This window comes from Bacillus sp. EB106-08-02-XG196 (genome assembly GCF_013396335.1).
Lineage (GTDB): Bacteria > Bacillota > Bacilli > Bacillales > Cytobacillaceae > Neobacillus.
Genome location: NZ_JABWSY010000001.1, coordinates 59787 through 84215 on the forward strand (window position 1 = coordinate 59787; position 24429 = coordinate 84215).

A 24429-nucleotide genomic window follows, 5' to 3' on the forward strand; every position below is an offset into this window, starting at 1 on the left:
GGGAAGCCTCCTCGGCGCTAAAGCGCCTGCGGGGTCTCCCCTGTCCCGTCCTCCTGCAGGAGTCTCGCGCCTTCCACGCAAATCAACAGAGTGCCCATATCACATTTTGCTAAAACAAAGCCTAAAATTTAAAAAGGTAGGTACAACTCAATGGTTGTACCTACCTTCATTTAGCTTGTCTATTCTTTAACAACTCTAACACCGAAGACTTTAGGGACTTTTTGGCCTTCGTGCGCGCGAAATTCTACTGTTACTATATCCTTGTCCATGGTGGCATGATACGGTATTTCGTACTTTACTAGGACGAACTTATTCATTTCTTCCAATTCTATTTGACTATTTGTCAGTACAACTCTATTCACTACGATATCGAAGGAACGCATGGTTTCTATTTCATTGGTGTACATGACAACAAGATAGTTTGAGTCGTCTGGAAGAACGTTTAAAGTAAAGGAAAAGTGTCCATTTGGCCATGTATCTCTGTATTTACGATTTGACAGTACACCATATCCAACATGTTCACCCTTAAAGTCATGGTCACGTTCTGGCTGCATTTCTCCAGGTTGGAAAAAGTCGACTGTCCTCAATTGAAGATCACGCTCTTTCTCAATGGCAGATGTATAAGAGATTTCAGCCTTCCTCCATTCTTCCTCTGTGAAAACATCCCAATAAACAGAGGTGCTTCGATCATGCATTTGATAGAAAGGAATTAATGTAACATCACGAGGGACGCCAAGGTGATTCATTTCAAATTCATGTACTTTACCATTAACTGCAATAACCTGATTCAGTACATTTGAATCATCTGTCACTAATACAGGTGTAAATAAAAGGTCAGTTACATCCTTTTCGTGGTTTATCGGTCCCAAGTCCCCTGCAAGAACGATTGGTCCATTCAAAAGGGCTAGTCGATTGGGGTTATCACTCATTTTTTCAACTCTTAATGTCATCGGTATCTCAAGTTCAATACTATCTCCGTTATTCCAAACTCGCTCGATTGTGATAAAACTGGATGGCTCGGCAGCATGATTGAACACCTCACCGTTAACGACTACTGACATTCCTTGTTCTGCCCAGGATGGATACCTGACTGATAGGGCGAAGGATTTGGGATCCTTGGATTTGACTTCTAGTTTAATAGAACCATTTTCGGGATAGGATGTGGTTTGTTTGACAAACACTCCCATTTCACTCCAATCTAATTCAGAAGGAATATATTGATTTACAAATAGAGATTGCTCATTTTGGAAGTAAATAGCATTACCATAACTTGAATGATTCTCCATTCCCGAGCCGACACAGCATGTAAAATCATTAAATTTGGAGTTATAAACCTTGTGCCCTCCCATATCTAATGAAACAAAGTAGGTTACTGTCCCCTCTATAGGGTGCTGAGAAGCTAATATGTGATTGTATAATACTCTTTCATAAAAATCGCCTTGTTCAGCCAGAACATTCCACTGAAACAGGTGCTTTGTCAGCTTTAACATATTATATGAATTACACGTTTCACATGTATTTGCACCAAGCCGGTCATTCAATTTACCTGGCTCACCAAAATGTTCATTGAGACTGTTCCCTCCGATTACATATGAATGCTGATGAACCATTTGCTTCCAAAAATACTCAGAAATACGGCGATAAGATTCTATATTAGATATTTCATATTGACGGGCCGCACCGACAACTTTGGGTATCTGGGTGTTCGCATGTCTGCCTGCTAATTCATCTCTTCCATCGGCTAGCGGATTCAACAACTCATGATGATGAAATAGTTGCGATAATTTCCAAAACCTGTCATCCCCTGAATCATCAGCAAGGTCAGCCAACACCTCTGTCATTCCCCCAAACTCACATTTTAGAACGTCCTGTACCTGAGTATCAGTTAGATTAGCAAATACATCCTCCAGCCATAAACCAAGCTTTATCTCAACATTTAGCGCCTTTATGCTATGCGTTAACTTATATGCATCACGTAACCCAGCAAACAACTTATGAATGGAATATAACGGCACCCAGCCGCCATTCAAATCAAACCCCTGCGAACGGATGTCGCCAGCCTTTACTTCTTCAAAGATTTCCCTTCCTCTGGGAACACCTGATATATAACCAGTTCCATGGGCTTCTTGACATTCTTCTAATTCATCGACGATGTAATTTACTCTTTCACGAAATCTTTCATCATCATTTGCTGCTGCCATCATGGCACTGGCCGATAAATAGTGGCCAAGTGTATGCCCCGAAATACCCTGTGCTTCCCATCCCTGATAGTGTACCGCTTTTGGCTGCAATCCTGCGTACTCACGAAACCTGGATAGCAATTTGTCTGGCTCAAGCTGCAGCAAGTACTCTTTATTTAACTCCACCGCATGCTTAAGAGGTCCCCCAGTAATACGAACTCGTTCTAGTCCAAACGGTTTTACTTTCATATGATATCTCCTCATTAAAAATTTTGGGTTTATAGTAATCAACAGACAAGTTAACAGAGCGAAAATTATAAAAGGCACTTATCAGAAATAAAATGATAAGTGCCTTTCCACATTTTCTATTAACTTTATAAACTACGAATCAAAAATGCACCTGCATATGATTTAGTTGTCTTAACCTTTTACACCTGAAATTGCGATTGATTCGATGATTTGTTTTTGGAAGACAATAAAAACAATCAACATTGGCAATAACGCAATCACAGAAGCTGCCATAATTAGCGGGTAATCGCTTTGGATTGCATAAGACGCATTAAAGTTTGCAATAACGAGCTGCAAGGTTTGCTTTTCTGGTGAATTCAAGTACAGAATAGGACCTAAATAATCATTCCAAATTCCCATGAACCACAAAATTAACTGTGCCGCAACCGCAGGCTTAATCAATGGAAAGATAATTTTGTAAAAGATTTGAAAGTGAGAGCACCCATCAATCTTTGCCGCTTCCATGATAGAGGTAGGAATACTTGATAGATACTGTCGTAAAAAGAAAATCATGAATATGTTACCAAACAATCCTGGTATGATTAATGGTAATAAACTATCAATCCATCCCACAGAAGAAAACATAATGAACTGCGGAATCATAATGACTGGATACGGAATCATAACAGATGCAAATAACAGTAAGAATATTTTATTTTTCCCGCGGAACTGCAGCTTAGCAAAAGCAAAGGCAGCTAAGCTAGATGTGAACGTTCCAACAACTGTTACTGAAACTGCAATAATTAAGCTATTACTAATACCAGACAGCAGCGGCCCCATAGACCAAATTTCCTCATACTTAGCAAATGAGATCACTTCAGGAATCCATACTGGAGGTAAGGCAAATACATCTTCTTTTGATTTAAGTGAAGTTGAAAACATCCATAGCAGCGGTGCCACCATGAAGATAGCCCCTGCACTTAGAAAAAGGAAAACAAAGGCATCGGTAATTTTATTTTTTTTCTTTTCAGACATTGGTTCTGCTTTAACATTCTTTTTATCTGCAATTGCAACTTCCATTATTAAATGCCCCTTTCTATTACTCTGTTAATCACCTGTATTAATCCAATTCAAAGGAAGATTTTTCGTTTATCTTAAACTGGATTAGGGTAATAATAAAGATGAAAAGTCCCAGTATTAAGGCCATTGCAGATGCATAACCTAATTGGAAGTTACCAAATGCTTTTTGCCATACATAAAATACTACTGATGCTGAACTATATTCAGGACCACCAGTTGGTGTCATAACGTTAATTTCCGTAAAGATTTGGGCACCGCCAATAATATTGGTTACAATAATAAAGAATGTTACTGGTTTCACCATTGGCAGCGTAATATGCCAAAACGCTTGAAATGCATTAGCACCATCCAGCTTCGCAGCCTCGTAAAATGATTTTGGTACACTTTGCAGTGCTGCTAAGTATAGAAGCATTGTATAGCCTAGACCCTTCCAAACAGCCATGATAATTAATGCTGGTTTAACGGTAGAAGTATTTTGCAGCCAGTTAGGGCCCTCAATTCCAATTAGGGCAAGGAACTGGTTCACTAACCCGTAATCCCCATTGTAAGCCCATTGCCATAAAATAGAGATCGCTGCAATAGAAGAAACAACTGGAATATAGTAAAGCACTCTAAATGTATTCGTTCCAGGAATTCCTCTATTTAATGCAAGAGCAAGCAGTAAGGCCAACACAATACCGATTGGAATACCCAGCATCATATAAATAGTGTTAAACATAGACTTATAGAAATACTCATCTTGGAATACATTAATAAAGTTTTCTAATCCAATAAAGTTCATTTGTCCTAGACCGTCCCAGTCAGTAAAAGCACCATAAAAGGAATAAACGAGGGGAACCATAGCAAATATGAGGAATCCTAAGACTGGTGCTGCAATGAAAATATAGGCATTTCTTTGTTCTGTCCGATACAGTTTGGACGTTGCTTTCATCTTTCCTCACCCTTTCAAAAACATGAATGAACATTTCCCTTTTTCTAAATTTCTTATTAAAAAAATTTAGATAAAAGGAATAAATGGTGCTAGTCAGATTCTTAAAACTAGCACCATTTACACTATGTCAAAGCATCAATTTTATCTATTACTTAGAAGATTTCTTTTCTTGCTCGATTGCTGCATCTAATAGTTTTTGCATTTTTGGCTGTGCTTCTTTCACATACTCTTCAGCTGTCATCTTCCCATCAAGAACTGGTTGTATGTTTTTGAAGAATTCATCATACCATTCAGCAGTATAAGTCTTTTCAGCAGGGAATCCGCGCCCATAATCATTGATAATATCTAAGAACTCTTGCTTATTTGTAGGTTTAATAGATGTATCAGCAGCCCATTGCTCAGCAATCGTTACACTGTTTGGCAATTGAACCTGAGCATCAACTAACGCTTGGTTTCCTTCTTGGTCAGCAGATAGGTACATCGCTAACTCAGCCGCCGCTTCAGCATTTTTCGTTGTAGCTCCTACACCGATACCAAGGGAACCCACCCATGCAGCAGGTTTACCTGTTTTACCAGCAGGCCATGGAATTAAATCATACTCAAACTTTAATTGTTCTGCATATGTTGCCATATCCCAAGGACCAACCGGGAAGAATGCTAATTCGCCCTTCATCCATCTTTGGTACGTATCAAGTGTTTGTGCTTCTGCAATAGAAGGAGTAATTTTGTATTTATTTTGTTGATCTGCAAACCATTGTACTGCTTCAGCAAATTCAGGAGTATCAACTGTTACTTTTGTGCCAGTTTCATCAATCCAGTCTGCACCATTACTCCAAGCAATCGGCTGCAAAGCCCATTGAATGTTGAATCCAGCACCAAATTGATCATTTTTTCCATCGCCATTTTTATCTTTTGTTAACTTCTGTGCTACATCAATGAATTCATCTAATGTATAAGGCTTGTCTTTGTCAGGAAGTGGAATTCCTGCTTCTTCAAACATCGTTTTGTTGTAACCTAATGCAAATGGACCTAAGTCTTTTGGTAATCCGTAAATCGCACCTTCGCCAAGTGTTTCGCCATCAAAGCGATATTTCGCGATACCTTTTTCCCAAATATCGTCGATTTTAACATCTTCTGATCCTTCAACGAATTCGGTAATATCTTTTAATACGCCAGAGTTTACATAAGCTTTTACTTGAGCTGGGTTGTAGAAGAAAACATCTGGAATCTTCTTACCAGCAATCGCTGCTTTTAACTTCGTATCATATTGATCCGGAGCAACTTGAACCAATGTAACTTTAACGTCTGGATTTGACTTTTCAAATCTCTTTACAGTAGCCGTATAAGCTTCAAGTTCTTTAGGCTGACCTCTAAACATAAATGTAATCGCTGTTTTTCCATCTTTAGTCTTTCCTGAGCTGCTTTCCTTACTAGCACAACCACTAAGAATGGTACTGATAATCAACAATGCAAGAAGTGTCATAATTCCGAATTTTTTAGGTGTTTTAAACAATTGAATCCCTCCACAAACTATTTTATAATTTTTTAAGAATAAAACAATTTCGTGAAAACCTTTGAAAGCGTAACCACATTTTAAAAAAAATGAAAGTAATAGTTACCGGATTTATATGTACGTACATGTTGGATGATTACATTTACGACCTCCTAGGCTGTAATTTTTCATAAATAAAGCTTGAACGCAATAATAGATATACGTTCTATTTTTCTAAAGCTGTACTTCTATGAAACTTTGAAAGCGTATTCTCTATACTTCAAATAATAATATGCCTGTTCGTACATGTCAATCACTTTTATTAATTTTTTCATTTATGTCCGTACGTGTTTAATAAAAACTTTATCCGTGTATAATTTAACCATAGCAAATAATGATTCTATTTGTTAATATAAGACTATACATTATTCGTTGTACGTATAAGTTAATTTTAGTATACGAGTTGAAAGTGGTGAAACCGTGGCACAACAAAAAACCAAGTATAATATGGTAAAAGAAAAAATAACAGAATGGATCACTAGCGGCATCGTCAAACCTGGTGAAAAAATCTATTCCGAAAATGAACTGGTTAAAATGTTTGGTGTCTCTAGACATACCGTTCGCCAGGCTGTTGGCGATTTAGTACACGAAGGATGGCTCTATCGAGAACAAGGAGCGGGGACGTTTTGTTCATTAAAAAAAGAAACCGCTCCTCCTCAGGTTCAAATCTCAAATGGAAATGGGAAAAATATTGGTGTAATAACAACCTATATATCAGATTATATCTTCCCTTCTATTATTAAAGGGATTGAGTCATATCTAACAACCCAGGGATATTCCTTAACATTTGCATGTACTGACAATGATGTAGAAAAAGAGAAACAATGCCTGCAAACAATGTTGAGCAGAAATATTGATGGGCTAATTGTTGAACCAACAAAAAGCAGCAATTATAATCCGAACATTAGCTACTATTTAGAATTAGAACAAAACAATACCCCTTATTTAATGATTAACCAATACTATTCACAGCTGATGCCTCCGCATATTATTATGAATGATGAAAATGGCGGCTTTATTGCTACTGAACACTTAATTAAGCTGGGTCACAAAAAGATAATTGGGATATTTAAAACGGATGACCTTCAAGGGGTAAATCGTATGCAAGGCTTTATCCGAGCCTTTAGAGAGCACGGACTGCCGTTTTTTCCAGATATGGTTATTACCTATACGACAGAAGACCAGCATACCAAGCTTCTAGAACAATTAAAACGCTTTTATTCATCGGCGAAAATGCCTACAGCAATTGTATGTTACAATGACCAGATGGCATTAAGTGTAATTGAGATGTTAAGAGGCTTTGAATTAAGTGTTCCAGAAGATGTATCAATTGTTGGATATGACGATTCCTTTTTAGCAGAAGCAACTGAAGTGAAGTTAACATCTGTTTCCCATCCGAAAATGGAGATGGGTATTGAAGCCGCGAAATGGATTGTTTCAGCAGTCGAAGGGAACAGCAGCAGTAATCCACAGTCTATCATATACGAACCAGAGTTGGTTATACGAAATTCTACTTCAGAAGTGAAAAAGCCAAACTTAGTTAGTTAATATCCCTTCAATTAGTTTACTTTCTAAGCAAAATTGAACACCCCTATTTGATAACGGGGTGTTCAATTTTTATCTTTAGTTGAGGAAATATGGTGAAAATATGAAACAAGTATTCAAAGTACTAGAGTTTGTAACAGCTTTTTTCCAATTGAATCTCCTCTGGTTCTTATTTTGTCTACCGGTCATTACAATCTTCCCTGCAACTGTGGCAATGTACTGCGTCATCCGTCAATGGGTATTGCATAAAGACTATAGTGTCTTTCGCTCTTTTTTTGAATTCTTCAAAGAGAATTTTAAGCAAAGCTTTATTTTAGGGATGATCTGGACTGTCTTTGCAGGGCTGTTTTTTCTCGACTTTATATTAATGAAAAATCTCGGCTCTTTCCAGTATATCCTCTTACCAGTTTTGTCTCTATTAGGTATCGTGATTCTTTTCATCACTATTTTTATTTTTCCAACCATTGCGAACTATAATGTGAATTGGCTGACTGCCATTAAGAACTCTCTGTTCTTTTCCGTTCGATATTTCTTTGTAACTCTCTCTGTGATTGTTTTATTTGTTTTGACAGTATTGATTCTCTATACCTGGTCCGTTACTTTTCTATTTATTTTCTGTGTTTACGCCTGTTGCAATTACTATTTGTGTCATCTTGTTTTTAATAAGATTCAAGCTGTTCAATCTTCAAAATGAAAAAAAATGCCCATTTAACGGGCATTTTTTTGTTAACGAGTTCTTTATTCATTAAATCCTTATGGTATTCGATGATACAAGATTTGTTATGCAGGTAAATATCACAGGAGAACATTATTAAGTATTAGAAGGATCTTTTAGAAAGTCCTTAATTTCATCAACAGTAAGCCCTAAATTTATAGCTTCTAAAATGAGGGCTAGCCATTCCTTATCTAGTTCTTTTTCATCTAATAGAGTCCTTAACATAGCAATTTGTGTCCTCCTAAAATATTAGTTTCATCAAAATACAGTTATAAAGTCCATATGAAAATAGTACCACAAATGTTCTTTATATAGAACATAAATATTTCTAAAAATTACGACAATAACTTACATATAATTTTTAGTAATCCGAAAGTAGACACAGACACATTATGCTAATTACTTGTTTATTTTCGACTTTTGTTGTATTCATAAACCATACAACATTTTTTAAATAGCCAGGGACTTTAGTAAATAAATCTTTGGATAGTTTGATAAAATAGAATGATGGTATTTCATTGAAGGAGTTTAAATAATGACTGAAAAAAAACATTTCACAGGATTTATTGGAACATACACCAAAGGAGAAAGTGAAGGAATTTATTCTTTTACCTTAGACACGGATGAAAGGACTATAGTAGACGTAAAAGTTGCAGCTAGGTTAGAAAACCCAACCTACCTAACAATTAGTTCAAATAATAGCTACCTATATTCAGTTGTAAAAGAAGGAGGCTTAGGAGGACTAGCAGCTTTTTCTATTAACGACAACGGGGCGTTAACGTCAATTAACAGTCAATTTTCAGAAGGACCATCACCATGTCATGTAAGTGTAGACACTAGAAACAACTATGTTTTCAGCGCTAATTATCATAAAGGAACAGTTGAATCTTATTTAATTAGCCCAGAAGATGGCTCGATACAGACAGTTTCATCCATCATTCAGCATGAAGGTTCTGGACCTGATCCTAGACAAGAAAAACCACATACGCATTATGCTGGATTAACACCTGATGAAAAATATTTAACTGCTGTTGAACTCGGTATCGATGCCCTGATTACCTATAATGTAAATGACAATGGCACACTTGAAAAAGCAAACCTATTACCAATAAAAGCCGGAAGTGGTCCAAGGCACCTCGCTTTCCATCCAAATGGAAAATACGCGTATATTATGACCGAGTTCAGCTCCGAGGTAATTGTGTTAACCTATCATCCTGAGAATGGACAATTTACTGAAAAACAGTACATTTCTACTCTTCCAGAGGATTTTAATGAAAATAATCAAGGAAGTGCAATACATATTTCAGCCGACGGACGCTTTGTTTATGCAGGTAATCGCGGTCACAATAGTATTGCAGTCTTTCATGTCAATGAAGAAACAGGGGAACTTGATTTCGTGGAACATACCTCTACAGAGGGAGATTGGCCGAGGGATTTTGAAATAGACCCTAGTGGAAAATTTATTGTTGCTTCTAATCAGGAATCAGGCAACTTAGTCCTATTTGCAAGAAATGAAAATACAGGAAAATTAACTTTATTACAATCAGATATTAAGGTACCATACCCGGTTTGTGTTAAGTTTTTAGAAAAGTAGGGCTTAACAAATAAAGGATGTGTTTCGATGGATTTCATTCATAGTCAGGAATCCTTGACAACAATAGAGTGGATTCTACGTGCTGTAGTAGGCTATTTTTTCTTGATTCTAGTTGCCAAAGCAATGGGCCAGCGTTCGATTGCACAGCTAAGACTGCTTGATTTCGTGATTGCACTAATAATAGGGAACATTATTGCTCATCCATTGTCCGATGAACACCTTGGACTGAAAGGTTCCCTTACCACTACAGTGGTGTTGGTGATCCTGTATATTGGCAGTGTGTATGCTGTGTTGAAATGGCCGCGAATTAGAAATCTAATTACTCCCCCACCGATTACACTAATTAAAGACGGAGAGATTATCTCTAAAGGGTTGAAAAAGGCAAGAATATCAATCGATATTTTATTGGAAGAATTACGGGAAGAAAAAGTAGAAGATGTTAAAAAAGTGGCTTTAGCATTGTGGGAAGCAGATGGGAAAGTATCCGTTTTTCTGGATCCAAAATATAACCCTATTACACCTGCAACATATAAAATGAAACCTGAACCATTTGACCTTCCAAAAACGATCATTAAGGAAGGAACCATTTCTTCTAATGTTTTGAAACAATTGGACAAAGATGAAGTCTGGGTTGTTGAGAAGCTAGAAAATCTGTATCATACAAATATTAAAAATGTGCTGCTTGCAACCATTGATCAAAAAGACAACTTAAAGGTTTTCCTGTATAAATAAAAATAGGGCACCGTTAGGAACTAATCCCTTACGGTGCTCTACTTTTGATTTAGAACTATTTTAAAAAATCACCTTTACCAGTCCTGAAATCCTTTTTTTGTATAACGATATGTACATTTTACTTATTGAGCTTCCTTGTGGAATCTCTCCTAGTTCACATGAGAGGTCAAATTTTGATGGAAGTATCCAATGACGAATTTCTATCAAACTGTGCTTAACGGTATCATAGCTGAAAAATTGGTAGTCAAAGAAGTCCATATATTGTTTAAGACCCTTAACTTTACGATGCTTCCAAAAAGTTTTTCTTTTAAAAGGCAGCTTGGCTACATGATTTAAATGTGGAAACTGTTCATATACAATGGATAAAGTCCGAGTTACCCTTTTTAACGTTTGGTGAGATTCAGCCATTTTAAAAAGTTCTTCATAATCCAACTCATCGCTATATTGATGAATCATTTGGATAATGTCTATAAAATATTTCATAGAGTCTAAATTATGCCTCCATCCGTGCAGGCAAATCATATAAAAGCAATGCAAATGGGAGAGTTCTCTGATATGTGAATATTGGCCAATCGCTTTCGAATCTCTCCAAATATTGTTTATATTAAATCTAGATGTATCTTCTTTTACAAGCCCCCAATGCAATTCCACCACTAATGGAATGGGAGAATTCGGAAGTTTTTTACTAAAACTGTAATGGAAATGTCCAGAAATAGGTTCCTCTTCAACCGAAAATCCTAACGCTTTTACTGACTCAATGGATTGATTTAAGTCCTGAAAACGGACTAATAAATCAATGTCAGAAGTTGCTCGCGCACCGATATGACCAAAGTATTTTTCAGCAAAATAAACTCCTTTAAGTGGAATCACATCAATTCCTTGTTCTTCAAACCTTCTTAATAGCATATTCGTCTGATTTTTTATAAAAAGGTTTTGAAAAAGGCATGTATCATAGTTTTCTTTTAAATAGGCTTGAAAAAAGGTTGGGGTTTGATCGAGTATTCCTTGCTGCTTTAATAAATAATAAACCTGGGATTCAATCCCATCGTGCTTAATCTCCCTAAGGACTTTATGAAAGTAATAATCATCGATTGGCAGTGGGACTTGGGTTTTATATAAGGCTGAAACAAATTCAAAACTCACGGTACCCACCTCCTTTTTATGATTTTGAGACCAAAGATAATGGACTTACTCTTTTTGAGCTATAGGATGATTTATTGAGTTTTCGGTATAATCCATTTTGATTCATTAATTCATTATGAGTTCCTCTTTGAACAATATTCCCCTTATTCATAACTAAAATAATGTCGGCATTTTGAATAGTAGACAATCGATGAGCAATAATAATCGTTGTTCTGCCTTTCATCAATTCCTCAAGTGCTTCCTTTACATAGAACTCCGTTTCTCCATCCAAAGCCGATGTTGCCTCGTCTAGTAAGAGGATTGGGGCATCTTTAATAATAGCACGTGCAATCGCAATTCTTTGCTTTTGTCCGCCAGATAATTTGACTCCATTTTCACCAATTTGGGTGTCATATCCTTTTGGCAGTGAGAGTATAAAGTCATGTATCTCAGCGCTAATGGCCGCTTCGATCATTTCTTTCTCCGTTGCATCCGGGCGTGCAATCATTAGGTTTTCTCGAAAAGTTCCAGCAAATAAAAACGTATCCTGTGGAACATGGGCCATGGAACTTCTTAACTCTGAAGCTGTAAATTCTGTAATTGATTTACCAGAAATATATATTTCGCCTGAATGCGGCTTATAGAATCCTTGTAAGAGGTTAAACAATGTACTCTTTCCCGCGCCGCTCGGACCAACAAGGGCAATCACTTTTCCTGCAGGAATCTCTAAATGAAAATGATTTAGTACATGATTATTTTCTACATAACCAAAGGTAACGTTATCGAACTGAATTGACTCTACCTGTTCAATTGTTGGCTCAAATGAAGGTAAATCTTTTAAATCAGCGGTTTTTTCAAGAACATCAAGTACTCTCTCTAGTCCTGCAACAGATCGTTGAAATCCTGCCCAAAGACTTGCAAGCCCTGTTAATGGATAATATAAATGATTGACCAAGTTTAAAAAGGTTAACAAAGCGCCCACTGTCAGGACACCTTTTGAAACAAACAAGGCACCTACGGTCAGATTTACCAGAAAGGTGACTGATCCAATAATCTGCCCCCCCGTGTAATACCATGACTGAAGCTTTGTATTATCCAATTCTAATTTAAACAATTCTTGATTCTTGTTCTCGTATTGTTTGTACTGAAGCTTTTCAAGCGTAAAGGAACGAATAATAGCAAAGCCGTGAAACGTCTCATTTAGCATATTATTGATGTCCCCTACTAATTTGTGAATCAATCTTCCATTTTTCCGTAGCAATAAACCAAACACGAGCCCAGCTAGTGCGGCAATCGGTGCAATAATAAGACTTACCAAACAGAGTGTCAAATTTATATTCGCCAAATAAATAAATACAACAATATAGACAATTGGCAGTCTAAATAGACTAAGAAGACTACTTCCAATTACACCATCGACACCATGGATATCGTTAGAAAAATGGGACATTAATTCACCCGTGCGAAGATTTGAAGCATCCCTTACTGGCAAACGTAAAATATGGTGAAACAAATGGTTTTTCAGGTCCATTTTCACACCATTGGTAGCAATTGTATCAAAATATGAATAGGTAACATCTGAAAAGATATTTAATAGAATCAGAAATATGCCAAATGGAATAAGGGACAGTATTTGTTGAAAGCCTCCGTGAATAGCTGAATCTGTAACCTCACCATAAAATTTTGCAAAGGAGATAGTTAAATAGATATTCACTCCTAATAAACCAATCAAGACCAAATAGGACTTCCACTGTTTCATGAGGAAAGGCTTCAACAGCGAAAATGTCCGGCGAATATCCTTCATGGTAAAATACTGTTTTAATATTGCTGCCATTTGTTCTTTCATCATAAGGACACTCCATAAATGACTAGAATTGTAATTTGTATTTCATATTAATAAGTTTCCGCAAAATACCAGAAAGCGCTGGGATCATAACAATCAATTTCCCCCATAAACGTGCGCTGAGCTGATTAGAGGTTATATTGATATTTTGTTTCTCGATAGATATCAATCTTCCAAGAATTTTATCCTCTTCAATTGGCTGGTCAAACCCTAGGTTCGTATCACCTTTGAAAAGGAATAACTGTTTGTTGTTGATTATCTTTTTTTGAACAAAACGGTGAGCAATTAACTGGCCAGCTTCCGAATAGAACAAGATAACATCACCCTTTTTTATAAAATCGGGGTTACACGGGGTAAATCTACATAAATCACCTTGTTGGATATAAGGGAACATGCTATCTCCATATGCCGGAAGATTCAACCATCCATCCTTATTAATTACCCTTTTTAATAGACTGAATGTGGTTTCATCGAATAACATTTTGAATCAGGCCACACTCTTCTAGATTAAGTAAAAATTGTTCAATATCTTTTTTAACCTGTTCTTTGCTATCAACTATTTGATAAATATCCATGATGGATTCTGTTAGGGTTTCCACTGTCTGAGCTTCCTTCAATAAGGACCAACAGTGGCCTCCCACTTCATTGATTTTTGTGATCGTGTAATCATCAGTATTTAGAATAATCCACTCTCCATCAAGCACAGTTGTATCATAGTCGTCTTTGTAAATGAATTGTGTCATCAAGAGACCAGCTCCTAAAATTGTTATTTTTATAAAATGTGGCTCATATTCTAACCTAGTTAATATGGGAATAAAGAAATGATTTTAATAAATAGATCAATGGGGAGATACAGCATCACCATTGATCCTCTAAGTTACGACTTTGATGGTGGTTTATCTATTGGTTTTGATGGCGGCCATGGTTTTTTTGGATCATAAGGGTCAAGTGGATATTGAATACCATTACTTTTTCCAGGGTCACCAGATACAGGTCCGTGTCCTTGATTCCAGCTTTGAGAAGTTTCAAAACGTATAGATTGACGACTTAAGACCATTGGCCGATTATAAACTTTCATCTTTAACATATTTTCACCTCCTTAATCGACCAACCAAAAAAAATATTACTGATACCAGGTAAACCATTCCTGCCACTCTATACCTAAACTCTACAAATTAAGAAATCAACTTCCAAAAAGTATTATTTTTTTGAAAGTTAAGGTCATAAACCGATACGTTCTTTACTAATTTAGTCAACAAATTCAAGATTGTTTTAATTTCATCTTGGCTATGAGGCCAAAAAAACACTTTATCCATTAAATTAATAAGTGCATCCGCCATTGGTAATTTGGTTCGATCATTTTGAAGTGCTTGGTAAATAATTTGAATACTTTCTAGGGTTACTGTCCCTTCAAAAGGTTCTGCCTCCAACTCACTCCGGAACGGTGAATTATAGACTTCAACATTTCCTGAATTAATTTTTACAATTGTGGCCTCATCCGAAAGAAGCATTCTAGGAAACGATAGTTTTGCAGCAGTTGATTTCCCAGCACCAGAATGACCAGAAAAAATATGTGCCTTTCCATTTTCCATTACGCATGAGGAATGAATTAACAAACCCCAATTATGATAAACAATAAAGGCGCTATATAAATTCATTAAGGCGTGTTTTAAGGCAAGTTCATTAAATACAGAAATGGTTGCAGATTTATAATCCGAGTTAATTTCAATTAAGTAATCCGCACGACAATATTGTATTTGGTTATTCCCTTTTGTAATTTTTACTTGATAATCAATGAAGGAAACTCCATAACCATCATTAATCTCTATAACAAGGTCTGGTTGTTTAAAACAAATGTTAGTTTGAAAGTTTTTTTGAAGCATTTTAAGTAAAACCTTTGATTTACATATGATTTGGATAAAATGGTCGCCAATTTTTGTATTTATAACTTCCATATTGTCTCCTCATAAAAAACTTTATTTAGAAAAGAAGTTTCGGAAATCCAAAATTTCTTTCCGGTTCTATTCCATATTAAATGCCAAATCGTATTCCTGTACTCTGCCAAATTTATTATAACGCATATTCAGTTCTTTTTAAAGAACAATATCTCCTGAAATATTTTCTTTTTTTAAATAATATTATAAAAAAAGTTAGGTACCAAGATAATGGGAAGTATCCTAGTATTTAAGATACTAATCGTTATAACTAAATAGAAACATTGGTCTTTTCCTTTTTAAAAAAAATTGTTATTTTTCTAAGAAAAGAACCCACTCCTGAGTCTGTTTTATTATAGTATTTTTGATGGATGAAATACCATATTGCCAAAACCCCTATTGCATTTTTTATTAAGTCTATAATGGAAAAAGACCTAAATGGCACGAATATTTGATGAATCTCATCCGAAAGTCCATATAAAAGTGAAATGGCTATAGCCAAAATCTCTTTCCTCTTACTTAATTGTCCATAACAAAGCAACGCCAATATTATTAGAAAGTAAAGGATGCCAAATTCAAAAAGATGGGCAAATTCCAATGTTGATCCTATAGAAAGAATAACAGCATCACTTAATACTTAAGATAAGCCACTAACCGATTCAGGGTCAAAGTAACTAGTTTGCTGCCAAATTAAGAACATATAAATAAATGGAAATAGTGTAATGATAAGACGACCAATAAATAGCATTTAGTAGCACCAATCCTCATTTTCTCACTATAAATTTATTTTCCTAACCTTGGCTATAATATATTTATTTAGCACTATACCAAATGGCAAAGCAATAAGTGTCAGTAGCTTTTGAGGTGAATGCCTTAAAACACCATTACTTTCTGCAAAAATGCTGCTAGATACATAATGTATAGCCTGCTTAAATTTGAAGAGTAATGATGTGTTTGGTAATTTCATCATTTCCATTCGATAATATCTAAAACCCTTCGGACTAAGTTTATATTGTTTTATTATATTCATGGACGATCCATCAGGCAGATACTCCACACAACAAAGGGCCTCATTCATTAGCAGCAATTCATATTCTTGGTCTAACATTAAATATTTATATGAAAGCGGTACTAATTTTTCATTTTGATAAATAGGGTATGGATACTTCTTTGTTAGTTTCGTCCGATAAACTAACTTTTTGTCTCCTTTAACTCCGTACTTATTATATAGATTAAATAGTGTCGAGGTTTTAATATCCTTTGGGAATTCTGTTCCAATTATTTCCCCACTAGTAGTGCAATCAAGGCCAACTATACCACCTATTTCTTCACTACCATTCTCTTTCCAAAAAGAAACAATTTTTTCAACCGCATCGTCTGGCATAAAGTCATCGCTGTCTATACAAACATTTAATTCTGTAACGATCATGGAATAAGCAGTATTATGCGCTCCATGCATCCCCTGGTTATCCTGGCGATGATATCGAATTGAAATAATATTTTCATCCATCCAACTTCTAACTAAATCTTCCGTATTATCAGAAGACCCGTCGTCAATAACTAACCAAATAAATTCTTTTGTTGATTGTCTCTTTAGACTCTCATAACAGTTGTGAAGTGTATATGCCCTATTATATGTCGGGGTAAATATGGTTAATATCGGCAAGATTATCACCTCGAATTTGATATATAAAAATCTTCAAGCCAACTTGCTGTATTTTTTATATCATAGCCTTTGTCTCTTAACATTTTTAGTTTAGAAGTATTACGTTCTCTTTGTTCCATACTAAAGTTCTCTAGTTCAGCAACCCAGGAATCTACACTTGTTAGTTCTAAAAACTTCAATAAATCTAACCCCATGTCAACCTCGTTAGTAATTTCATCGGATATCAAACAAGGTATTCCTGCAGCTTGCGCCTCGATAAGAGTGACTGGCAATCCTTCATGTAAAGATGGAAATAAAAATAGGTCAAAAGCTTGTAGTAATTGGTTAATATCGCTTCTGACACCCAGGAATTTAACTTCTTTTTGTAGATTTAATTCATATACTTTTCTTTCAATATCTTTCCGTAATACGCCGTCACCACATAATAATAAAGTTGATTCTGGTTTTCTTTTAACAAATTCCGCAAAAACTTCAATTAAAAACATGTGATTTTTTTGTTTTGTAAATCTGCCAACATGTCCAATAACTATTTGGTCACTAATCCCTAATTCTTTTCTTTTCCTCATTCTAATATCGGGAGAATAACTAAACATCTCTGGTTCTATTCCATTATTAAGTAGTCTTGCGTCATTTGATTTTCTGCCAAATAACCATTTGGCAGCAGCTTGGGAGCAGGCTAAGGTATAATCAGAGTTGGATGGAATAAATAACCCTGAATACCATTTATATCCCTTGGCCAAAAGGCCACCTTCCCCGCCGGTATTATGACTGTGAGTTATACAATATCGAATCCCAGCTCTCTTTGCAGCACGAAGTACAAAACCACTCATCCGATTTAAATGAGAATGTACAATTGTATACTCGTTATTAGTAGAGAAAAAATTGTTAAGGGATTTTAAATATCCAAAATGCCCCACTTCGCTAACATAGGGAATCCGATGTATGGTCCCCCCAAGTTCCTTAATTTCACTATCAAAAATTCCTTCTTTACACGTTAGGAAATCGAATTGAACTTTGGTGCGGTCTATATTCCGATATAAATTCATAACCAGCGTTTCAGCACCGCCCCTGTTCATATTGACTACTACGTGTAGAACTCTAATCGGTTTACTCATCACTATCCTCCTATTTGTAGCCGTTTCATATAACCTATTGGGCGTTAACTCTACAAAACTAGGAATGGCTTAAACTTCCCAAATTATTTTTATACCATTCTATTGCAGCTTCAATTCCTTGCTCGAAACTCCATTCTGGTTCATACCCAAGCATTTCTTGTGCTTTAGATATATCGGCATTACTATGCTTAATATCTCCTTTTCTCGTTGGTCCAAAGAGGGGTTGAATATCCTTCCCTAATGCATTCAACAACTGATTATAGATATCGATTAAAAACTCTCTTCCACCGTAAGCAATATTGTAGGCATGTCCTGCTGCTTCACTCTTTGCATTACATGCCTTCAAATTAGCCTCAATTACATTTTCAATATAAGTAAAATCCCTGCTCTGCTGCCCATCACCATTAATCATTGGACTTTCACCGTTTAGTAATTGTTTAATAAATTTTGGAATAACTGCTGCATATACTCCATCGGGATCCTGTCTTCTTCCAAATACATTGAAATATCGTAAACCATAGGTTTCAAGATTGTATAGCTTTGTATAGAGCCTTCCATATTCTTCATCTACCCTTTTGGTAAGTGCATATGGTGATAATAAATTTCCTTCCTTTCCTTCCTTCTTAGGTAGATTGGGCTCGTCACCATATACGGATGAACTTGAAGCATAAACAAATTTTTTGACACCACTCTGTCTTGCTGCCTCCATCATGTTTAAAGTACCTTTAATATTAATCTCTTCATATAGTAGAGGCATCTCAATACTTCTAGGTACGCTTCCCCATGCAGCTTGATGAAGGACATAATCTATCCCTTCACAAGCTTCCATGCATCTACTAAATTCACAAATATCTCCTTCAATGAATTCATAGTTAGAATTAGATATAAACTGTTCTACATTTTCTCTTTTTCCCGTTGAAAAATTATCAAGTCCTCTAACTTGATAGCCTAAATTTAGTATTGCTTCAACTAAATTGGAACCAATAAATCCTGCTGATCCGGTTACTAAAAACTTTGATCCTTCTGGAAACCTAATATTTTCATATCCCATCTTTATAACCTCCAATATAAAATGCCCATATTCTCTGCTTTTGTTCGATTAAAAACTCCCTTGATATCCATTAATACATGTTTATTATTTTCAACAACTGTGTTAAACTCAGAGGCTGCCGCTACTTCATTCATAGATTCAAAGTGAATATACTTATACCCTGATGGTTTAAACATACCTTTTACGGCCTCTAAACTAATAGATTTAAACTCATCATGTGGAACGGCAAAGATTATTGCGTCCATATCTTTAATTTCATGGACCTCACTTGGATTAATTCTATATTCATGCCAAAGATCGTCTCTATCCGCTAGAGGATCAACCACTTTTACCTGTATTCCATACTCTTCAAGTTCCCTAATAACATCTACTACTTTTGAATTACGAACATCTGGACAGTTCTCTTTAAAGGTAACTCCAAAGATAGCAACTTTTGATCCATTTATTTGTTTATTGGCCTTTATCATACTCTTTACCGTACTTTCAGCCACATACTTACCCATATCATCATTAATTTTTCTTCCTGATAGTATAATCTGAGAATAATAGCCCATTTGTTCCGCTTTGTAGGTAAGATAATATGGATCTACACCAATACAGTGGCCGCCTACAAGACCAGGATAGAATTTCAGAAAGTTCCACTTCGTTCCTGCCGCCTCTAGTACTGATTTGGTATCAATGCCCATCTTATTAAAGATAATCGAGAGCTCGTTCATAAAAGCAATGTTAATATCTCGTTGGGAATTTTCAATCACCTTTGCTGCTTCAGCTACTTTAATGCTTTCCGCTTTATAAACACCGGCATTAACAACTAACTCATACACTTTTGCCACGATATCAAGCGTCTCTTTATCCATCCCTGCAACTACTTTAATAATAGTTTCCAATCTATGTTCTTGATCCCCAGGATTAATTCTCTCTGGTGAATATCCAACTTTAAAATCTACTCCACACTTTAAACCAGATTCTTTTTCCAAAATGGGAACACAGATTTCCTCAGTTACTCCTGGATATACAGTAGATTCGAAAACAACAATTGATCCTTTTGTTAAATTTCTAGCAAGAATACGACTGGCTGATTCTACCGGGGTTAAATCTGGTGTACGATCTTCTCTTACAGGTGTTGGTACTGCTACAATATGAAATTTTGCCTCTCTTAGCTTTTTTTCGTCTGAGGTGAAATTAACTGCTGTATTTTTAATTACTACATTTCCCACTTCTTTTGTAGGATCAATACCCTTTTTATAGAGTTCAATCTTTTCCTTATTCACATCAAAGCCAATGACATCAACCTTCTTTGCAAAGGAAACGGCAATAGGCATACCAACATAGCCAAGTCCAATTAGTGATACTTTTTCTTCCCTGTTAACAATCTTTTCGTATAAATTCATATCGTTCCCCCTTTAAATTCTTAATTTCATCCATATATGCTTGAATCACAATTTTCCTATCATATTCTCTTTCCATCTTTTTGCGACCAGCTATGCCCATTGCTTTTTTTTGCTCATAAGGCAGATTAATAAATTTAATTATGGCTTCAACTAAACTATCAACACTCCTAACTTCAAAACCAAAACCACTTATATCTTCGTCAAAAGTTTCTTTACAACCAGGCACTCTAGATGCCAGCACAGCACGTCCTGATGAGGCAGATTCCAGCAATACATTAGCGGTTCCCTCATGATAGGAAGGAAGGATGGTAGCGTGAGATTTTTTGATAAACGAATGTACATCTTCCTGTTGACCGTGATAGTTTATTACCTCTGATTTATTTAATTCACCTAATTGTTGTTGATAATCTTCTTCACAATGACCAATTAAATCAAATTGAGTATTTGGATATTTTAGTTTGACAATTTTAGCCGCTTGCAGCAGCTCCTCTATCCCCTTTGATTTCATGATTCGTCCAATAAAGAGGAATCTGTTATTCTGTTCATTCTCGGGATATTCTTCAAGAGTATGTTGCTTTAAATTCACACCGGAACCAGGAACCAATCTTGTCTTGTTCTTTATAATCTTCTGATCAATAAAGAACTTTAGATTCGTTTCATTTTGAAAAAATAAGCATGATGCCTTTTTTAATCCAAATTTATAAAGCATCACCGTGACCCTTTGAATTAGACCTTTATTTTCAACTGCTGTACCTAGCCCTGTGATGTTTGTGATGTACGGTGTTTTTGTCATTCTACACGCTAGGCCCCCATATACATTCGGTTTAATCGTATAAGTTAAAACAACGTCTGGTTTGATTCGTTTTATTATATTTATGTAATGAAACAAAAGCTTTAAATCTTTAATTGGATTGGTTCCACGTTTATCTAGATGAGTCTCTACAAATTCACACCCTAAACTTTTTAGCTTTGGTACATAATCATCACTTGGTAACGAAATATAAACCTCATTATTTTGATTTATTAGTTCTTCTAATAATTCTTTTCGAAAATTATATAAACCCATACCGAAGTTAGCTAAAACAAGAATTTTCATTTTTTAAACTCTCCCTAACCGGTAGCAAACATAAGCTCCAGCTTCAGTTATATCCCCATCCACGATTGCATCTGTCAATAAAACAACATTTTCCTTAGAAAATTATTGTTCATTAAAAAGAACAATGAATCAAAAAAAATCAAGAGGCTTTTATATTTAGATACAAGCCCTCTCTCTATTCTATAAATCGTTTGAATCTATAGTTATAAATAATATTGTAGTTCTCTATTGAGAACATGTTTATATGATTATAATATTACTTAAAGGCATTATAGTCAACACTATATTTTAAATGACTTGTTATTATTTTGAAATAGTTGTAAAAATTTATCCACTAGACAATAAAAGGATAGTAGAATCTGTAGCAAAACACTCCCAACATAAGATAACCTATAATTGTGCCTATTCCTTTGCTCATATTTTGTATAATACTTCCTAATTCAACCTCAAATAAAAAGAGGACTGAATTCAGCCCTCTAAGATTGTAACTATTTTGTTCAATATTCTTTAGTTATCCCATTCACCGAACTTAACTTCGTAGATATTACCGCTACTATAACCTCCATGGATAGCATATATTTTCGTCTTATCCACAGTACCGATAACATTGGTTAGGTATGTGTAATTAATTACGTTTGTTGAATCAAATGGGAATGTTTTAACTGCTACTTCATTATCATTAACAAATGCTTTCATTGTACCATTCCAATATTCAAATCTGAAATCATAAAGTGTAGCACGAGATAATCCGTATGACGGTCCTATTTTGTAAATACCATAACCAACTCCATTGATAAGAGCACCAACAACAGGTAAGCCAACTGAATTGTTACCTACCGTTCCTTTATAAGCAATAGCAAAATTAGGTTTTGTTGTTGTTATAGCCATCCCCCAATGGTTACCATTCCAGTGATAAGTAATGCCATTCTCATCTGTTCTTAATTGGTTATAAACAGAGTTTGTACTTCCCCAACTAGTTTTACCAGTAAAATCTGGGTCATTAACCAATAGTATTTGTTCATTTTGAGCGTTATATTGTTTTGTCCAAAGAAGTGTTCCTGTTGGCGGGTTAACGACACTTCCTCCGCCTGTCCCACCTGAGCTTATTTGCGACACTGCATATTGAAGGGTAGCTAAATCTGTCCTTAAATTAGAGATTAAATATTCAATATATTTTCCACTATAACTAAAGATAGGAGACTTTGCACCATCACGATTTTTGTATGAAACATATCCTAGGCCACCTCTTACAAACCAATAATTAACAGCAGCATTTTGATGTTCTGATTCGTCCATATACATCAACAATAACCTCTTTTGATCATCAATCGAAACACATGGGGAATGAAAGTTTACACTATTTGTAGCATTTGCATAAACAGTCGTTTCATTGAACGTAAAGTTATCATTAAGTGCATTCTCTACTGTTGCAATATAATGAGTTATACTGCCTGTTTCCCCTGTGTTCGAATTAGCAGTTGTTGAGTAATATCTTGAAGCTACGAATACTTCTACAATGCCATCATGTACGTATGCAGTAGCTCCTGATGCATTCATATTAAGAATAGAAGTCGAATTTTTGTAATTTGTCCATGTTGCCCCGTTATCAGTAGAAAACGAAATTAGAGCAGGTTCAGGCACACTACCTGCGGGTGCTCCGCCTGTTGTTCTCCTTGCAAGACTTATTAGTTTGTTAGGTGATACTTCAATAATACACGGCTCAGCACTAGTCGTACCGCTAGGGTAATTAGTACCTACAGATACAAATGTCCAATTAACCCCATTGTTATCTGAATACATGAGTTTTCCACGAACTTCAGTTTGTGCTCCAAACCCGCAAATTAATCTACCGTTAGATAATTTCGTAATGCCCCAAATATTGCTAGAGGTAGTTAAACTATTGCTGGGACTTACCACTATTTGCCCCCGGTCTACCCAAGTCACCCCACCATCTACCGAAGTAATTCTCTGGTAAATACCATTTTTTCGAAGGAGGTACATATAGGTTCCATCTTCGAATACCATAAAGTTATTTGAGGAAGATACATCAAACGTAACTGCATTCCCGTTTGTATCAACCACTGAAATCAGCTTGGGTGGTGTTGATACAAGTGTATCAGGATTAATTGTACAAAAATATTGTTTTAATTCAGTAAATACGTGAGCATTAGCCCCGTTAATTAAAACAGCGTAAACCCCTCTTTTTTTATCAAATTGTAGATTGCTAGGACACCACGCATTATAGTTTGCTGGTGGGTTAAATATCTCACCTATTGGCTCAGTTTTATAAACCTCAAATGAAGTTCCGCCGGTACTACCTGAGACGGAAATAGTACCATCACTACCTAGAGTAATACCGTTACCGACCTTTACCCCTCCCAATGTAGTTGTACTAGCTATAGGCAAAGTATAGGCGGAAGGAATAAAGGGTTTGTTTAGTAAATCATTATAACTTCCAGTAGTTGCTACAGTAGAAAAACTAGGCTTCCCGAGAATGTTCGACCAGGAAAAGTTGTTTACTAAAACATTCCCCCCGCTTGTACCAATATATAGTTCTTTTGTGTCCAAACAAAAACCGAACTCACCCTCACTAAGAACAGGTAAATCTGCTTTTAATCCTCTGCGGATTTGAATCTTTTGTGTCATTTTCTCAA

General features: G+C 35.8%; 22 protein-coding genes. 4 read left to right on the forward strand and 18 right to left on the reverse strand.

Translation table 11 applies throughout. From position 1 onward, the window contains the following. Window positions 1-179: 179 nt before the first annotated feature. The 4 genes from MLOOGBEN_RS00270 to MLOOGBEN_RS00285 form a co-directional block, all read right to left on the reverse strand. Window positions 180-2429 carry a glycoside hydrolase family 127 protein gene (locus MLOOGBEN_RS00270; protein ID WP_179156271.1) on the reverse strand — a complete coding sequence of 750 codons (2250 nt, stop codon included), beginning with the start codon at window positions 2427-2429 and terminating at the stop codon, window positions 180-182. A gap of 171 nt (window positions 2430-2600) precedes the next feature. Next, complete coding sequence (locus tag MLOOGBEN_RS00275) at window positions 2601-3443, reverse strand: carbohydrate ABC transporter permease (RefSeq protein ID WP_179156836.1); 843 nt, start codon at window positions 3441-3443, stop codon at window positions 2601-2603. 85 nt (window positions 3444-3528) lie between these two features. Then, the gene (locus MLOOGBEN_RS00280; protein ID WP_179156272.1) at window positions 3529-4419 is read right to left on the reverse strand and encodes a carbohydrate ABC transporter permease; all 891 of its coding nucleotides are present in this window, start codon (window positions 4417-4419) and stop codon (window positions 3529-3531) included. 148 nt (window positions 4420-4567) lie between these two features. Next, complete coding sequence (locus MLOOGBEN_RS00285; RefSeq protein WP_179156837.1) at window positions 4568-5902, reverse strand: ABC transporter substrate-binding protein; 1335 nt, start codon at window positions 5900-5902, stop codon at window positions 4568-4570. Window positions 5903-6418: 516 nt separating this feature from the next. On the opposite strand from MLOOGBEN_RS00285, the gene MLOOGBEN_RS00290 reads away from it, so the two are divergent. Continuing rightward, the gene (locus MLOOGBEN_RS00290; RefSeq protein WP_179156838.1) at window positions 6419-7519 is read left to right on the forward strand and encodes a GntR family transcriptional regulator; all 1101 of its coding nucleotides are present in this window, start codon (window positions 6419-6421) and stop codon (window positions 7517-7519) included. Window positions 7520-7619: 100 nt separating this feature from the next. Further along, complete coding sequence (locus MLOOGBEN_RS00295; protein ID WP_179156273.1) at window positions 7620-8210, forward strand: DUF624 domain-containing protein; 591 nt, start codon at window positions 7620-7622, stop codon at window positions 8208-8210. A 117-nt stretch (window positions 8211-8327) separates the two neighbouring features. Here MLOOGBEN_RS00295 and MLOOGBEN_RS00300 read toward each other — a convergent pair whose 3' ends face one another. After that, entirely contained in the window at window positions 8328-8456 is a 129-nt protein-coding gene (locus tag MLOOGBEN_RS00300; protein ID WP_179156274.1) for an anti-repressor SinI family protein, read from the reverse strand. A 310-nt stretch (window positions 8457-8766) separates the two neighbouring features. On the opposite strand from MLOOGBEN_RS00300, the gene MLOOGBEN_RS00305 reads away from it, so the two are divergent. Next, window positions 8767-9825, forward strand: coding sequence for a lactonase family protein (locus MLOOGBEN_RS00305; RefSeq protein WP_179156275.1), 1059 nt, complete (start codon window positions 8767-8769; stop codon window positions 9823-9825). 27 nt (window positions 9826-9852) lie between these two features. Next, window positions 9853-10557: a DUF421 domain-containing protein gene (locus tag MLOOGBEN_RS00310; RefSeq protein ID WP_179156276.1), complete on the forward strand. Its 705-nt coding sequence runs from the start codon at window positions 9853-9855 to the stop codon at window positions 10555-10557. Between the two features lie 60 nt (window positions 10558-10617). Here the strand turns inward: MLOOGBEN_RS00310 and MLOOGBEN_RS00315 are convergent, their stop codons facing one another. From MLOOGBEN_RS00315 to MLOOGBEN_RS00375, 13 genes are all read right to left on the reverse strand, one after another. Further along, window positions 10618-11700 (reverse strand): nucleotidyltransferase domain-containing protein, encoded by a 1083-nt coding sequence (locus MLOOGBEN_RS00315; RefSeq protein ID WP_179156277.1) that lies wholly within the window; start codon window positions 11698-11700, stop codon window positions 10618-10620. 16 nt (window positions 11701-11716) lie between these two features. Next, the gene (locus MLOOGBEN_RS00320) at window positions 11717-13528 is read right to left on the reverse strand and encodes an ABC transporter ATP-binding protein (protein ID WP_256988769.1); all 1812 of its coding nucleotides are present in this window, start codon (window positions 13526-13528) and stop codon (window positions 11717-11719) included. Window positions 13529-13547: 19 nt separating this feature from the next. Continuing rightward, window positions 13548-14003 carry a signal peptidase I gene (locus MLOOGBEN_RS00325; RefSeq protein WP_179156278.1) on the reverse strand — a complete coding sequence of 152 codons (456 nt, stop codon included), beginning with the start codon at window positions 14001-14003 and terminating at the stop codon, window positions 13548-13550. Continuing rightward, entirely contained in the window at window positions 13990-14265 is a 276-nt protein-coding gene (locus MLOOGBEN_RS00330; RefSeq protein WP_179156279.1) for a PqqD family protein, read from the reverse strand. The genes MLOOGBEN_RS00325 and MLOOGBEN_RS00330 overlap by 14 nt, the downstream gene beginning before the upstream one ends. 134 nt (window positions 14266-14399) lie before the next feature. Beyond that, a complete protein-coding gene (locus MLOOGBEN_RS00335; protein ID WP_179156280.1) occupies window positions 14400-14609 on the reverse strand; it encodes a hypothetical protein in 210 nt (69 codons plus the stop codon). Window positions 14610-14697: 88 nt separating this feature from the next. Then, window positions 14698-15477: a hypothetical protein gene (locus MLOOGBEN_RS00340; protein ID WP_179156281.1), complete on the reverse strand. Its 780-nt coding sequence runs from the start codon at window positions 15475-15477 to the stop codon at window positions 14698-14700. Between the two features lie 250 nt (window positions 15478-15727). Further along, on the reverse strand, window positions 15728-16054 hold the full coding sequence (locus MLOOGBEN_RS00345; RefSeq protein ID WP_256988770.1) for a VanZ family protein: 327 nt from the start codon (window positions 16052-16054) through the stop codon (window positions 15728-15730). A 177-nt stretch (window positions 16055-16231) separates the two neighbouring features. After that, window positions 16232-17122, reverse strand: a complete 891-nt coding sequence (locus tag MLOOGBEN_RS00350) for a glycosyltransferase family 2 protein (protein ID WP_179156282.1) — start codon at window positions 17120-17122, stop codon at window positions 16232-16234. Between the two features lie 5 nt (window positions 17123-17127). After that, window positions 17128-18237, reverse strand: coding sequence for a glycosyltransferase family 1 protein (locus MLOOGBEN_RS00355; protein ID WP_179156283.1), 1110 nt, complete (start codon window positions 18235-18237; stop codon window positions 17128-17130). Between the two features lie 58 nt (window positions 18238-18295). Then, window positions 18296-19288, reverse strand: a complete 993-nt coding sequence (locus MLOOGBEN_RS00360; RefSeq protein WP_179156284.1) for an SDR family oxidoreductase — start codon at window positions 19286-19288, stop codon at window positions 18296-18298. A gap of 2 nt (window positions 19289-19290) precedes the next feature. After that, on the reverse strand, window positions 19291-20679 hold the full coding sequence (locus tag MLOOGBEN_RS00365; protein ID WP_179156285.1) for a nucleotide sugar dehydrogenase: 1389 nt from the start codon (window positions 20677-20679) through the stop codon (window positions 19291-19293). Next, the gene (locus MLOOGBEN_RS00370) at window positions 20654-21775 is read right to left on the reverse strand and encodes a glycosyltransferase family 4 protein (protein WP_179156286.1); all 1122 of its coding nucleotides are present in this window, start codon (window positions 21773-21775) and stop codon (window positions 20654-20656) included. Before MLOOGBEN_RS00370 ends, MLOOGBEN_RS00365 begins: the two co-directional genes overlap by 26 nt. Before the next feature lie 507 nt (window positions 21776-22282). Beyond that, a complete protein-coding gene (locus tag MLOOGBEN_RS00375; protein WP_179156287.1) occupies window positions 22283-24421 on the reverse strand; it encodes a hyaluronate lyase N-terminal domain-containing protein in 2139 nt (712 codons plus the stop codon). Window positions 24422-24429: the final 8 nt, after the last annotated feature.